Origin of the sequence: Micromonospora sp. CPCC 205561 (assembly GCF_036906775.1) — a bacterium.
In the GTDB taxonomy this organism is placed as follows: Bacteria; Actinomycetota; Actinomycetes; order Mycobacteriales; family Micromonosporaceae; genus Micromonospora.
Window position 1 is genome coordinate 1 of record NZ_JBAKHV010000048.1, and the last position, 12,977, is coordinate 12,977.

Sequence of the window (12,977 nt, forward strand, 5' to 3'; positions counted from 1 at the left end):
CGCCCCCGGCGCCGGCCCGCGGCCCGTGGCCGCCGCGGCCCGTGGCCGCCAGGGCCGGCGGGCGCCGGGGTCGCCCGGGGCCGCCCGTCAGGCGTCGGGGTTGACCGTCGCGGCCCGGCGGCGTACCTCCAGTTCGGCGGCCTCCTCCAGCGTGGGGGCGGTGCCGCCCAGGTGCGCCGGGAGCCACCAGCTGTCGTCGGGGCCGGCAGGCTTGTCCGGGTACTCGCGCTGGGCCCTCTCGACCAGGGCGGTGAGCCGCGTCTTGAGGTCGGCGGTCATCGCGTTGGCGTCCGGGTAGGAGGCCGGGTCCATCGGCTCCCCCACCAGGATGGTGATCGGGGTGTGCCGGCGGTTCAGGGTGCGCGGCCGGCCCTTCGTCCAGAGCCGCTGGGTGCCCCATAGCGCCACCGGCAGCACCGGCACGCCGGCCTCGGCCGCCATCCGGGTGGTCCCGCTCTTCAGCTCCTTCACCGTGAACGAGCGGCTGATCGTCGCCTCGGGAAAGACGCCGACCACCTCGCCGCGCCGCAGCGCGCTGACCGCCGTCGCGTAGGACCCGGCGCCGGCCCGGCGGTCCACCGGGATGTGTCGCATGCCGCGCATCAACGGGCCGGACACCTTGTGCGTGAAGACCGACTTCTTGGCCATGAAACGCACCAGCCGCTTCGCCGGGTCGGCGCCCAGGCCGCAGAAGATGAAGTCGAGGTAGCTGACGTGGTTGCTGGCCAGCACCGCCCCGCCGGTACGCGGCACGTGGTGGGCACCCTCGACGGTGATCTTCAGGTCCAGGACCCGGAACATCGTCTTGGCGGCGGCGATGACGGGCGGGTACACGAGTTCCGGCATGGCGCGAACTTACCCTGCCAGCCTGGACTCCATCCCTGCCCGCCACGCCCGGTACGGGCCGGGGCCCGGCACGCTCCCCGTGGCCGCGGGGACCGTGCGGCCGACCCCGGCCCGTGCCGCGCGGACGGGCGCGCCCGCGGTCAGTCGGTGAGCCGGTCCATGTCGAGCCGGCCGCGCGCGAACGCGTCGACCCGGCCCCACCGGCCCGGGATGTCCAGCACCTCGATCCGACCCATCCCGATCGGCAGCCGTGGCTCCACCGCGAGGTGCCCCTCGTGCGGCTCCAGGCCGAGCATCGTACGCAGCAGCAGCAGCGGCGTCCCGGTCGACCAGGCCTGCGGGCTGCACGCCGTCGGGTACTCCACCGGGAACTTGGTCAGCTCGCGGGGGTAACCCCCGAACGCCTCCGGCAGTCGTCCCTGGAAGTAGCTGGCCGCGTCGAGGATGCCGCTGGCGACGGCCGCCGCCTCCTCGGCGAAGCCGTACCGGCGCAGCCCCCAGGCGATGAACGAGTTGTCGAACGGCCAGATCGTGCCGTTGTGGTAGCCGATCGGGTTGTAGCGGACCTCGCCCTCGGCCAGCGTCCGCACCCCCCAGCCGGTGAAGAGCCGGGGCCCGACCAGGTGCTGCGCGATCTTCTCGGCCCGGTCGGGGTCGACGATCCCGCTCCAGAGCAGGTGGCCGATGTTGGAGCTCAGGACGTCGCACTGGCGGCCCTCCGGGTCCAGGGCCAGGGCGTAGTACTCGCCGTCGCGCACCCAGAAGTCCCGGTTGAACCGCTCCTTGAGCGCCGCCGCCTCCCGCTCCAGCCGGTCGGCGAAGTCCGGGTCGCCCCAGAACTCGCGGGCCAGCCGGGCGGCGCGCACCTTCGCGTCGTACGCGTACCCCTGCACCTCGCAGCTGGCCCGGGGGAACGGCGGCAGCTTGCCGTCGCGGTAGGAGATGGAGTCCCAGGAGTCCTTCCAGCACTGGTTCTCCAGGCCCGTGTCGGAGTTGCGCCGCTCGTACCAGATGTAGCCGGTGCCGACCAGGTCGGCGTAGCCGTCGATCCACGCCAGCGCGGCCCGGCACTCCCGTTCCAGCTCCTTGACCAGAGCCGAGTCGCCGCTCCACCGCTCGTACTCGTCGAGCAGGACGATGAACAGCGGGGTGGCGTCCACCGACCCGTAGTACGGCGAGTGCGGCTGCTCCTCGAAGGCGGCGGTCTCGCCGTAGCGCATCTCGTGCAGGATCCGGCCGGGGTCCTCGTCCCGGAAGTCGTCGAACCGGGTGCCCTGGAGCGAGGCCAGGATCCGCAGCGTGGTCTTCGACAGCTCCGGGGTGAACGGCAGCGTCTGCAGGCAGGTCAGGAGGCTGTCCCGACCGAACATGGTCATGAACCAGGGCAGCCCGGCGGCCGGCAGCGACGCCCCGCCGAGGGAGAGCGGCGAGAAGCGCAGCGCGGCCAGGTCGATCATGCTGCGCCGGTACGTCCTCGCCAGGTCCTCGTGCTGGCTGTTCACCTTGGGGGCCCGGGCCATCCACTCGTCCAGGTCGTGCTTGAGGGCGAGCCGCTCGGTGCTGTGCGCCCGCAGCCCCATCCGCAGGTCCCGGCCACCCGGGGAGAGCGCCAGGGTCTTGACGTCGATCTGGGTCTCCCACCGCTCGTTGGGTTCGAGGTGGATGGTGTAGGAGAAGCCGTCGCGGTCGTACCGGGCCGGCGGGGACGCGCAGATGGCCGTCTCCCGGATGAAGTTGCCCCGCCGGTAGCCCAGCCGTAGCCGGTCGGCCTCCACCTCGGTGTAGAGCTCGCCCTTCTTGTTCAGGATCTCGTCCTTGATCTGGAACAGGTCGGCGAAGTCGGCGCCCGCGGCCATCCTGATCTCCAGGTCGACCGGCTTCTCGTCGTGGTTCAGGATGGTGATCGTCTCCCGGAAGCTGCCCCCCACCGCCCGCTCCCGGACGATCGACAGCTTCGCGTCGACGTAGTGCGTCGCCATGCCCGGCACCAGGAAGAAGCGGGCCTCGTAGTACTGGAGGTCGTCGTACGAGAGCGGGGTGAGCCGCTCTCCGTCGACGGTCAGCACCCAGGTCGACAGGTACCGGGTGTCCAGGGAGAAGAAGCCGGTCGGCTCGCTGGGCGTCCCCTCGATGTCGCCGGTGTCCTGCGACACGACGAAGGTGCTGCCGTCCAGGATCCGGATCGTGTTGCTCTGCGCCATCACCGCACCTCCTGCTGCGCCTCGAAGTGGCGGCGCGGTCCCCGGGCGTCGGGGTGGCTCGGGAAGAGCCGCTCCAACTGCACCACCAGCCGGAGGTCACCGGTCACCGTCATGTCCCCCCGCAGCAGCGCCGCCACCCCGTGCTCCCGGCCGGCGGCGAGGTCCTCGAAGAGGCCGGGGCTGGTGCCCACCACGGTGTCGGCCTCCTGGTCCTCCTGGCTCACCTGGAGCCGGCCCTGGTCGATGCGCAGCAGCCAGTGCGTCGTCTGCGCGCCCTCGTGCAGGTCCAGGCGCAGGGTCCCGGAGGACTTCGCCAGCAGTGGGTCGTACCCCCGCCGGTCGAGGCCCTCGAAGAACCTCGTGGTCGCGTCCGCCATCGGGTCCACTCCTCCCGTCGGTTGGGTCCCGACCGGGGTCCCCCGCCGGCGCCGGGCCAATCTCGCCCGGATCGGGTGAGTCGCCCGCCCGGCGCGTCGCACCCCGGCGGTAGCCTCCGGACGGATCGTTCTACGACGGGAGTGGCATGGCGGGCGACGGACCGCGGGTCGACCGGGGGCGGGTCCTCGCCTACCGGGCGGCCGCGCAGGAGCTGCACCGTCCGGCGTTGCGGCCGGCGGAACTGGCCGTGGCGGAGCTGGGCGTGCAGGACACGCCGCACGGTTCCGCGCGGCTGGCGCTCGCGGCGCGGGGCGTGACCGACGTCGACGACGACCGGCTGGAGCTGGTCTGGTCGATGCGCGGCGCGCCGCACCTGCACCGACGGGCCGCGCTGCCCACGCTGGCCGCCGCCCTCTGGCCGCTCAGCGACGCCGACGCCACCCGCCGCATCGCCGGGCAGATCCGCGACGGCGCGAAGCAGGGGCTGGCCGCGTTCCGGGCCGCGGCGCGCGCCTTCTCCGCCGTGGTGACCGCGCCCACGGCGCGCGGCGAGGCGAGCCGCGCGGTGAGCGACCGGGTGCCGGCGGAGCTGACCTACGACTGCGGTCCGTGCGGCTCGCGGCACGTCTCCGGCGCGCTCTTCCAGCAGGCCGGCCTCGCCGGAGGCGTACGCCTGGAGGTCTCCGGGCGGGCGACGACGCTCGCGCCGCTGCCGGGCTGGCCCGGTCCGCCGGCCGAGGCGGCGGGCACCGGCGCCCTGGTGCTGACCTGCCTGCGGCTGCTCGGGCCGGCGTCGACGGCGGACGTCGCGGGTTTCCTCGGCACCACCGCCACGGCGCTGCGGCCCGTGTGGCCGCAGGGGCTGGTCGAGGTGCGGGTGGACGGCCGGCGGGCGTGGCTGCCGGCGGAGCGGCTCGACGCGCTGCGCGAGGCCCGGCCCCTGCCGGGGGTCCGGCTGCTGCCGCCCGGCGACCCGTTCCTCCAGGCCCGCGACCGCGACGTGCTGGTTCCGCAGCGGGCGCGCCAGCCCCAGCTCTGGCGGGTGATCGGCAGACCCGGGGCGCTGCTCGTGGACGGCGACGTGGCCGGCACCTGGCGCGCGAAGCAGGGCGGCCGGGGCGTGCTGGAGGTGAGCGTCACGCCGTGGGGCGCGCTGTCGGGCCGGGCGCGCCGGGAGGTCGAGGCGGAGGCCGCCGGGGTGGCGGTCGCCCGGGGCGCCGGCGACGTCCGGGTCACCGTGTCGGCGGACTGACCGCGTGCCGGGTCGCCCCCGGCACCCGGCGGCCCGCCACGCCGGCTCCCGCCCGCGCGGGGAGCCGGCGCGCCGCGGCGGACGGGTCAGTTGTTCGGATCGTCGGCGCTGATGTCCGCGAGCACGGACTGCGGCTCCCGCTCCACGGCGAGGTCGCCCATCGAGACCAGGCCGACCAGGCGCCCGTCGTCGATCACCGGCAGCCGGCGCACGGCGTAGGTCCGCATCAGGTCCGCGGCGGCCACCGCGTCGTCGTACTGGCTCACGGTGATGACGTCCTTGCTGGTGATCTGGTGGAGCGGGGTCGAGTTCGGATCCATGTTCTCTGCCACGCCCCGGACCGTGATGTCCCGGTCCGTCACGATGCCGACGACGTCGTCGCCGTCGGTCACCACCACGTCGCCGATGGCGCTGTCCCGCATCTCCTGGGCGGCGGCGATCAGCGTGTCGTTGCCGTCCATCGTCACCAACCGGGTCGTCATGAACTCTCCGACCGTTGTCATGGTGCTCCCCTCTCGGTGTCGGCACGCCCCGTCTACCCGCCGACCGGACGGGGTAACGCGGGCTCGCGTCGCCCGCGCGAGGGCCGCCCGGGCTGTCGAGCGCCGCGGGGTGGCCGGCGTCAGCCGCGCGGCGGGATGCCGTAGAGGCGCTCGACGCGCAGCCGGAGCACGAGGCGCCCCTCGGCGACCATCGCCCGCCGGTAGTCGGCCCAGTCGGGGTGCTCGCCCTGGATCGCCCGGTAGAGGTCGACGAGTTCCGCCACGGTCGCGTCGTCCGGGTCGGCGGCCACGGGCGTCAGCTCGGCGCGCGCCTCCGCCACCGCGTACGCCCAGCCGTCGGCACTGCTCACGTGGAAGGAGGCGCGCGGGTCCCGGCGCAGGTTCGCGGTCTTGGCCCGGCCGTCGGTCACCGAGACCCGGATCAGCGCCGACCCGCGGTCGAAGGCGTAGACCACGGTGGAGAGCTGCGGGCGCCCGTCGCGCCGGAGCGTGGCCAGCACCCCCAACCGGCGGCCGGCGATCAGCTCCGTCAACGCCCGCTGGGTCTCGTCGTCCGCCACGGCAACCTCCGCTCGACCGGTCACGCGTTCCCATCGAACCACGGCGGGTGCCCATCCGCCCCGTACGCCGACGCGCCGGGCCCCCGCCGCGGTCGGCGGGGGCCCGGCGGACGCGTCGGTCAGCGGCGCTCGGCGGCGACCAGCTCGGCGAGCTGCACCGCGTTGAGCGCGGCGCCCTTGCGCAGGTTGTCGTTGGAGCAGAACAGCGCGAGGCCGTGGTCGACCGTCTCGTCGGCGCGGAGCCGGCCGACGAAGGTCGGGTCCTGACCGGCGGCCCGCAGGGGGGTCGGCACGTCGGCGAGCGCCACGCCGGGCGCGCCGTCGAGCAGCTCGCGGGCCCGCTGCGGCGTGATCGGGCGGGCGAACCGGGCGTTGATCTGGAGGGAGTGGCCGGTGAAGACGGGCACTCGGACGCAGGTGCCGGAGACCCGCAGCCCGGGGAGCTCCAGGATCCTGCGGCTCTCGTTGCGCAGCTTCTGCTCCTCGTCCGTCTCGAAGCTGCCGTCGTCGACGATCGAGCCGGCGAGCGGGAGCACGTTGAACGCGATCGGCTGGGCGAACGCGCGGGGCGCCGGGAACTCCACCGCCGCGCCGTCGAAGGCGAGACCGGTGGCGTGCTCGGCGACCTTGCGGACCTGCTCGTCCAGCTCGGCGACGCCGGCCAGGCCGGCGCCGGAGACCGCCTGGTAGGTCGAGACGACCAGGCTGACCAGTTCCGCCTCCGCGTGCAGCGGGCGCAGTACGGGCATCGCGGCCATCGTCGTGCAGTTCGGGTTGGCGATGATCCCCTTGGGGCGTACGGCGGCGGCGTGCGGGTTGACCTCGGCGACGACCAGCGGCACCTGCGGGTCCATCCGGAACGCCGAGGAGTTGTCGATGACGACGGCACCGGCGGCGGCGACCCGGGGCGCGAGCTCCTTCGCGGTGCCCTTGCCGGCGGAGAAGAGCACGATGTCGAGCCCGGAGTAGTCGGCGGTGGCCGCGTCCTCCACGGTCACCTCGCCGTCGCGCCAGGGCAGGGTGCGCCCGGCCGACCGGGCCGAGGCGAACAACCGCACCTGCTCCGCCGGGAACTCCCGCTCCGCCAGCACCTGCCGCATCACGCCACCGACCTGGCCGGTGGCCCCCACAATGCCGATCCTCATGCCCGCGAGGCTACCCAGAGCCGGGGGCCCGGCGGGAACGCTTTCCCACCGGCCGGGGCCCGCCCGGCCGCGGCCCCGACGGGCCGGGCCACGGTGCGGGACGGAACGACACCGCCGGACGGCCCGCCTCTCCGCAAGAATCGCGGGCCGGCGGGGCGGCCCACCGGAGCATCCACGCCGGTCGCCCCGTCGCGGCGGCGTCGCCGGGCGGGGGCGGCGCGACCCAGATCACACCGCCCCGGCCGGTCAGGAGTCGTGCTCGACCAGCTCGCCCAGGCCGGCGGCGGCGAGCTCGTCGCGGATCACCGCGGCGTCACCCTCCACCACGAGGGTCAGTTCCTCCGGGCGCAGGTGCGCGGCGGCCGCCGCGGAGACCTCCGCGACCTCGGCGGCGAGCAGCGACTCCCGCAGCCGGGCGTGGTAGTCGTCCGGCAGGTCGTACACGACAAGGGTGGTCAGCGCGGAGGCGATCGCCCGGGGGCTCTGCAACTCCACCGAGAGCTGCCCGGCACGCCAGGAGCGCGCCACCGCAAGCTCGTCCTCGGTCACCCCCGTGTCGCGGGTACGGGTGATCTCGCCGACCGCCTCGACCAGGGCCGGCACGGTGACCGCCGTCTGCACCCCGGAGCTGACCCCGAACCGGCCGAACCGGCGGGACGAGGCGAAGTCCCCGCGGATGCCGTACGTGTAGCCGCGCACCTCGCGGATGAGGTGGTTGAGCCGGGAGGTGAACGCCCCGCCGAGCACCGTTCCGGCGAGCGTCATCGGCACGTGGTCGGGGTGGGCGCGGTGCGGCGACGGGTGGCCGAGCCGCAGCGTGGACTGCACCGAGCCGGGACGGTCCACCAGGATGACCCGCCGGCCGGGGCGGGTCGGCACCTCGATCGGGCCGCCCTTGTCGGCCGGCCCGCCGCCGGTGCCGGCGAACGCGGTCGCGGCGAGGGCGTCGAGGTCGAGCCGGTCCAGGTCGCCGGCGACGACGAGGGTGCCCGGGCGGAGGAACCACTCGGAGTGGAAGACGGTGACGTCCTCCACGTCAAGTGCGGCCACCGAGTCCGGGTCGCCGTACAGGGGGCGGCCCCAGCGGTTCTCCGCGCCGAACAGGTCGGCGCGCAGGGCCGCGTCCGCGCGCGGGCCGGGATTGGCCCAGTCCATCCGCAGCGCGGTCGCCTCGTCGTCGCGGACCCGCCGCACGTCGTCCGGATCGAGCTTCGGGGTGCGTACCGCCTCGGCGAGCAGCCCCACGGCGGCGCTCAGCCGCTCCACCGGCACCTGCACGCTGACCTGGAAGGAATCCCAGTCCAGCCCGGTCACCAGCTCGGTGCCGAGCCCCTCGATCGCCAGCGCGTACGCCGTCGCGTCGCGCTGCGCGGTCCCCTCCTCCAGCGCCTTGGCGAGTACCGCGCCGAGCCCCTCCTTGCCGGTCGACTCGCGGCCGGCGCCCGCGTCGAGCAGCAGCAGCGCCATGGCCAGGTTCTGCCCGGGCAGGTGCGCGGCGACCACCTGACCGCCGGCCACCGTGCGGCGGACGACCTGCGGGAACCGGTAGGGGCGGGCGACGCCCGGCCCGGGACGGTCGGTGATCAGCGTCATCAGGGCTTCTCCTCGGGCAGGTAGGTCAGGGTCACCCGGTCGTCGGCGGCGAGCACCTCGGCGGCGGCCTCGGCGATCTGCTCGGCGGTCACCGCGAGCCAGGCCGGCAGCCGTCCGGCGGCCCTCGCCGGGTCACCGAACTGGGTGGCGTAGCGCCCGAGCGTGTCCGCCCGGCCGTCCACCGTGGACATCTGCCGCCACCACGAGGTGCTCAGCAGTGACTTGGCCCGGTCCAGCTCGGCGGCGGTGACCGGGACGGTGGCCAGCTCGTCGACCACCTCGGCCAGCCCGGCGGCCAGCCGATCGGCGCTGATGCCGGGGCGGGCCGTGGCGGTGGCGATCAGCGGCGCGGGGGCGTGCGCCAGGTCCACCCCGTACGCACCGACGAGATCGGGCTGGGCGATCCGCTCGCCGTCGGCGAGGCGCTGGTAGAGGCGGCTGCCCCGGCCGCTGCCCAGCACGGTGGCGAGCACGGTCACCACGTCGTAGCCGGGGCTGCCGAAGGGGTGGGTGCGGTGCGCCACGTAGACGCGGGGCGCCGGCACCTCGGCGGTGACCGTCTCCACGGCGGGTCGGCCGGTGGCCGGGACGTGCCGACCGTCCGGCGCCGGCGGGATGTCCGCCCGGGGCGGGATCGCGCCGAAGTACTTGTCGGCCAGCGCGAACACCTCGGCGGCCGAGGCGTCGCCCACCACCGTCAGGACCGCGTTGTTCGGCGCGTAGTACGTCTCGTGGAACGCCTGGAAGGTCGCCAGGTCGGCGGCGTTCAGGTCGGCCATCGAGCCGATTGTGGCATGGTGGTAGGGGTGCCCGGGCGGGAAGAGCAGCGGCAGCAGCCGCAGCCAGGCGTCGCCGTAGGGCACGTTGTCGTAGCGCTGGCGCCGCTCGTTCTTGACCACGTCCCGCTGGTTGTCCAGCGTCTCCTGGGTCAGCGCGGGGACGAGGCCGCCCATCCGGTCCGCCTCCAGCCACAGCGCCAGTTCCAGGTGCTCGGCCGGGACGGTCTCGAAGTAGTTGGTGCGGTCCGGGTTGGTGGTGGCGTTGAGCGAGCCGCCCGAGCCCTGCACCAGCTTCATGTGCTCGGTCTTGGCCACGTTGACCGAGCCCTCGAACATCAGGTGCTCGAAGAGGTGGGCGAAGCCCGTCTGCCCCTCGGGCTCGTGCCGGGAGCCGACGTCGTACCAGAGGTTGACGGCCACCGCGGGGGCGGTGCGGTCCTCACTCACCACCACACGCAGGCCGTTGTCCAGTCGGGTCGTCTCGATGGGCCAGGGGTAACCGCTGTCGGGCATGGCACGACGCTATCCGATCACGCGCGCCGGAAGGGGACACACCGCACGCGGCGAGGCATCGACGGCCGGTGGCCGGGTACCGGGGAGGGATGCCGCCTGCCGCCAGCCTGACCGACCGCGCCGCCGTCGCGGTCGAGCACGCGACCGCCGCCCTGACCCGGCTCCGCCGGGCGCGCCTGCTGCACCCCGCGGGCCGCTCCTTCGTGGGCGAGGTCACCGTCTGGGGCACGCCCGGCCCGCCGACCGGGGTGCCGCTGCTGGACGACCCGGGGCGCTTCCCGGCGACCGTCCGGCTCTCCAGGGGGGTGCCCACGCCGGAGGGCTGGCCGGACGTGCTCGGGCTCGCCGTGCGGCTGCACCGGGACTCCGGCCGCCCCTTCGACCTCCTGGTCAGCTCCAGCGGGGCGGCGCCCGTGCTGCGGAACCTGCCGCTGCCGCGGCGGCGCTTCGCCGGGACGTACAGCACGATCATGCCGTTGCGGGCGGGGCGGCGGCGGCTCTTCCTGGCCGCGCTGGCCGACCCGGACTCCCCCGACCTGGGACGCAGCCTCGCCGAGGTGGCCACCGCGGCCCGGGCGGACGCGCCGCGCCTGGTGCTCGCGGTCGCGTCCGCCGTCGGGCCCTGGCGGCCGTTCGGAGAGGTCGGCTTCGGTGCCCAGCTCAGCGCCCGGGAGGACGCCGCGCTGGCCTTCGACCCGATCGGCAACCTGCCGCCGGGGCTGCGGGCGGTGGGCCCGATCGCCTGGCTGCGGGAGCAGACCTACCGGGGCTCGCGACGGGCCCGGGGCGCCGTGCCTCAGTCGGGGGGTTCGATGGGGGTCACCGTCTGATCGGAGGTGCGCTGCTCCAGCACGGTGTCCGGCGCGGCGTTGCGGTCCTCCTCCCGGATGTCGGACTCGGCGAGGATGGCCTCCGCCTGCGCCTGGGGGTCGTCGCTGCCGACCGCCGCCTCCTCGGGCAGCAGGTGGGCGCGGGACTCCACCCGTTCCTGGTCGCTCTGTTCGTGACTCATGACCGCACACATACCCCGCCGACGGCTCCGCCACGCGGCCGGCGCCGCCCCCTCGCGCCGTCTCCCGGCGGGCCACGGTCAGCATCACCGAAGTTATCGCCGGGCTCATCGACGGCGATAAAATCGGACCGAGAGCTTTACGACGACCGGGTGGACCTTCCCGCACCGTCGGGTACGCTGGTCCGCGTGACGCGTTCGTATCGATGGTTTAGGCAGCCGGCTCGCACGCCGGTGACTTCTCCATGATCTGACGTCACCACATTCGAGCCGGCCGGGCAGGAGCTCTCGCTCCTGCCTTTTGCGTACGAGCAGCCGGCTCGACCCGGGCACCGGCCCCGGGGCACGGTCGGCGGAAGGACTTCCACCGTGACGACCCCGGAAACCCATCGGGTCATCGACCAGCGGATCGACCGCGTCGTGCCGCTGACCACCCCCGCCCTGCTGCACCACGAACTGCCCCTCGACGACACCCTCGCCTCGGCCGTGCTGGCCGGGCGGCGCGCGGTCGGCCGGGTGCTGGACCGCGCCGACGACCGGCTCCTGGTGGTGGTCGGCCCGTGCTCGGTGCACGACCCGGCCGCCGCCCTGGAATACGCCCGCCGGCTCGCCGCCGCCGCCGAGCGGGTGGCCGACGACCTGCTGGTGGTGATGCGGGTCTACTTCGAGAAGCCGCGCTCCACGGTCGGCTGGAAGGGCCTGATCAACGATCCCGGGCTGGACGGTTCCGGTGACGTCAACACCGGACTGCGTACCGCCCGGGCGCTCCTGCTCGACGTGATCCGCCTGGGGCTCCCGGTGGGCTGCGAGTTCCTCGACCCGATCACCCCGCAGTACATCGCCGACACGGTGGCGTGGGGCGCGATCGGCGCGCGGACGGTGGAGAGCCAGGTGCACCGGCAGCTCGCCTCCGGGCTGTCCATGCCGATCGGCATGAAGAACCGCCCCGACGGCAGCATCGGCACCGCCGTGGACGCCATCCGGGCCGCCGGCGTGCCGCACGTCTTCCCCGGCATCGACGTCTCGGGCACCCCGGCGATCCTGCACACCAGGGGCAACGCCGACGGGCACCTGGTGCTGCGCGGCGGCGGCGGCCGGCCCAACTACGACGCCGAGTCGGTGGCCGGCGCCCTGACGCTGCTGCGGGCGGCCGGCCTCCCCGAGCGCGTGGTGATCGACGCGAGCCACGCCAACAGCGGCAAGGACCACCGCAACCAGCCGCGGGTGGCGGCCGACGTGGCCGCGCAGCTCGACGCCGGGCAGCGCGGGATCGTCGGGATCATGCTGGAGAGCTTCCTGCTTCCCGGCCGCCAGGACCTCGACCCGACCCGCGAGCTGACCTACGGCCAGTCGGTCACCGACGCCTGCATCGGCTGGGACAGCACCGAGGAGGTCCTCACCCACCTGGCGGCCGCGGTCCGCTCCCGCCGCCGCACCCCGGCCCCCGCCCCCGCCTGAGACGCCGGCGGCGGGCGGGACGCGCTTCGCCCGACCGGGCCGCGCCCAGCCGGCCGGTCCCTGGGAGGCACGGACAGCACAGCGCCGCCCCCGGGCCCTGGTGGGCTCGGGGGCGGCGCCGGTGTCGGTGTGCAGGTCGCCTCTCGGCGAGTGGCACGACGCGGCTCCAGCCGGACGGTATTCCGCGAAGGCAATTTGGTGAGGCCCGGGGACACTGGACACACCGACACCTGACTCAACGGGCGACCCCCCGCCGGTGTTCCGGCCCCGACCGTGAGCGCCGTCACGCCCCGCCCCCGCGCCGGGGCGCGGACCGGAGCCGGGCCGGTGCGGGGCACGGCGGCGCCGGCCGAGGGCGCCGCCCGCGCGGGGGCGAAGTTTGACCGATTCGGACTCGGGTAGCTGAGCCGACGTGACCGACGACGCACCCGTGACCGACGTACCCGCGACCGAGGAAGAGGGCTCCGCGACCGAGGAACCGGACGCCCGACGCCTCGACGACCTGCTCGAGGACCTCTACCACGGCCAGGAGCGGATCAGCCAGGCGGACATCTACCGCCGGGCGGTCGCCGCGGAGCTTCCCGCGCGGCTGCTCACCCGGATCTCCGCGCTGCCCGAGGGCGAGTACGCCGTGGACGAGGCGGCCGACCTGCTCGGCGGATCGGTGACCTGACCCCCGCAGCGCCGGCCGCCGGCCCACCCGCCCCGGGAGGACGGCGCCGACGAGAAGAAGGAGAGCG

Annotated in this window: 13 protein-coding genes; 4 read left to right on the forward strand and 9 right to left on the reverse strand. The window is 74.8% G+C overall.

Annotated elements, in window-relative coordinates; all coding sequences use genetic code 11:
- Positions 1–87: 87 nt before the first annotated feature.
- From V6V16_RS21810 to V6V16_RS21820, 3 genes are all read right to left on the reverse strand, one after another.
- Positions 88–846, reverse strand: a complete 759-nt coding sequence (locus V6V16_RS21810; protein ID WP_334564807.1) for a lysophospholipid acyltransferase family protein — start codon at positions 844–846, stop codon at positions 88–90.
- 140 nt (positions 847–986) lie between these two features.
- A complete protein-coding gene (locus V6V16_RS21815; protein WP_334564809.1) occupies positions 987–3,047 on the reverse strand; it encodes an amylo-alpha-1,6-glucosidase in 2,061 nt (686 codons plus the stop codon).
- Positions 3,047–3,424 carry an SCP2 sterol-binding domain-containing protein gene (locus tag V6V16_RS21820; RefSeq protein ID WP_334564810.1) on the reverse strand — a complete coding sequence of 126 codons (378 nt, stop codon included), beginning with the start codon at positions 3,422–3,424 and terminating at the stop codon, positions 3,047–3,049. The genes V6V16_RS21815 and V6V16_RS21820 overlap by 1 nt, the downstream gene beginning before the upstream one ends.
- A 146-nt stretch (positions 3,425–3,570) precedes the next feature.
- Between V6V16_RS21820 and V6V16_RS21825 the strand changes: the two genes are divergently transcribed.
- Positions 3,571–4,677, forward strand: a complete 1,107-nt coding sequence (locus V6V16_RS21825; protein WP_334564812.1) for a DNA glycosylase AlkZ-like family protein — start codon at positions 3,571–3,573, stop codon at positions 4,675–4,677.
- Positions 4,678–4,763: 86 nt separating this feature from the next.
- On the opposite strand, the gene V6V16_RS21830 is transcribed toward V6V16_RS21825, so the two are convergent.
- The 5 genes from V6V16_RS21830 to V6V16_RS21850 all read right to left on the reverse strand — a co-directional run bounded on the left by V6V16_RS21830 (position 4,764) and on the right by V6V16_RS21850 (position 9,770).
- Entirely contained in the window at positions 4,764–5,180 is a 417-nt protein-coding gene (locus V6V16_RS21830) for a CBS domain-containing protein (protein WP_334564813.1), read from the reverse strand.
- A 119-nt stretch (positions 5,181–5,299) separates the two neighbouring features.
- Entirely contained in the window at positions 5,300–5,740 is a 441-nt protein-coding gene (locus V6V16_RS21835) for a PPOX class F420-dependent oxidoreductase (protein WP_334564815.1), read from the reverse strand.
- Between the two features lie 119 nt (positions 5,741–5,859).
- Positions 5,860–6,885: an aspartate-semialdehyde dehydrogenase gene (locus tag V6V16_RS21840; protein ID WP_334564817.1), complete on the reverse strand. Its 1,026-nt coding sequence runs from the start codon at positions 6,883–6,885 to the stop codon at positions 5,860–5,862.
- Positions 6,886–7,131: 246 nt separating this feature from the next.
- On the reverse strand, positions 7,132–8,478 hold the full coding sequence (locus V6V16_RS21845; RefSeq protein WP_334564818.1) for a M16 family metallopeptidase: 1,347 nt from the start codon (positions 8,476–8,478) through the stop codon (positions 7,132–7,134).
- Positions 8,478–9,770: a M16 family metallopeptidase gene (locus V6V16_RS21850; protein ID WP_334564820.1), complete on the reverse strand. Its 1,293-nt coding sequence runs from the start codon at positions 9,768–9,770 to the stop codon at positions 8,478–8,480. Before V6V16_RS21850 ends, V6V16_RS21845 begins: the two co-directional genes overlap by 1 nt.
- Positions 9,771–9,859: 89 nt before the next feature.
- Here V6V16_RS21850 and V6V16_RS21855 point away from each other — a divergent pair, with 89 nt between their 5' ends.
- Positions 9,860–10,600: a phosphodiesterase gene (locus V6V16_RS21855; protein ID WP_334564822.1), complete on the forward strand. Its 741-nt coding sequence runs from the start codon at positions 9,860–9,862 to the stop codon at positions 10,598–10,600.
- Here V6V16_RS21855 and V6V16_RS21860 read toward each other — a convergent pair.
- On the reverse strand, positions 10,567–10,782 hold the full coding sequence (locus V6V16_RS21860) for a hypothetical protein (RefSeq protein WP_334564824.1): 216 nt from the start codon (positions 10,780–10,782) through the stop codon (positions 10,567–10,569). The genes V6V16_RS21855 and V6V16_RS21860 overlap by 34 nt on opposite strands.
- Positions 10,783–11,148: 366 nt before the next feature.
- Between V6V16_RS21860 and V6V16_RS21865 the strand changes: the two genes are divergently transcribed.
- Positions 11,149–12,237: a 3-deoxy-7-phosphoheptulonate synthase gene (locus V6V16_RS21865; RefSeq protein ID WP_334564826.1), complete on the forward strand. Its 1,089-nt coding sequence runs from the start codon at positions 11,149–11,151 to the stop codon at positions 12,235–12,237.
- Positions 12,238–12,649: 412 nt separating this feature from the next.
- Positions 12,650–12,910, forward strand: coding sequence for a hypothetical protein (locus V6V16_RS21870; protein WP_334564828.1), 261 nt, complete (start codon positions 12,650–12,652; stop codon positions 12,908–12,910).
- Positions 12,911–12,977: the final 67 nt, after the last annotated feature.

Bases quoted from the DNA above. Each gene is read 5' to 3' on its own strand.
- V6V16_RS21850 (WP_334564820.1), bottom strand. From the start codon at position 9,770: ATGCCCGACAGCGGTTACCCCTGGCCCATCGAGACGACCCGACTGGAC.
- V6V16_RS21815 (WP_334564809.1), bottom strand. From the start codon at position 3,047: ATGGCGCAGAGCAACACGATCCGGATCCTGGACGGCAGCACCTTCGTC.
- V6V16_RS21855 (WP_334564822.1), top strand. From the start codon at position 9,860: ATGCCGCCTGCCGCCAGCCTGACCGACCGCGCCGCCGTCGCGGTCGAG.
- V6V16_RS21840 (WP_334564817.1), bottom strand. From the start codon at position 6,885: ATGAGGATCGGCATTGTGGGGGCCACCGGCCAGGTCGGTGGCGTGATG.
- V6V16_RS21860 (WP_334564824.1), bottom strand. From the start codon at position 10,782: ATGAGTCACGAACAGAGCGACCAGGAACGGGTGGAGTCCCGCGCCCAC.
- V6V16_RS21810 (WP_334564807.1), bottom strand. From the start codon at position 846: ATGCCGGAACTCGTGTACCCGCCCGTCATCGCCGCCGCCAAGACGATG.
- V6V16_RS21820 (WP_334564810.1), bottom strand. From the start codon at position 3,424: ATGGCGGACGCGACCACGAGGTTCTTCGAGGGCCTCGACCGGCGGGGG.
- V6V16_RS21825 (WP_334564812.1), top strand. From the start codon at position 3,571: ATGGCGGGCGACGGACCGCGGGTCGACCGGGGGCGGGTCCTCGCCTAC.
- V6V16_RS21830 (WP_334564813.1), bottom strand. From the start codon at position 5,180: ATGACAACGGTCGGAGAGTTCATGACGACCCGGTTGGTGACGATGGAC.
- V6V16_RS21845 (WP_334564818.1), bottom strand. From the start codon at position 8,478: ATGACGCTGATCACCGACCGTCCCGGGCCGGGCGTCGCCCGCCCCTAC.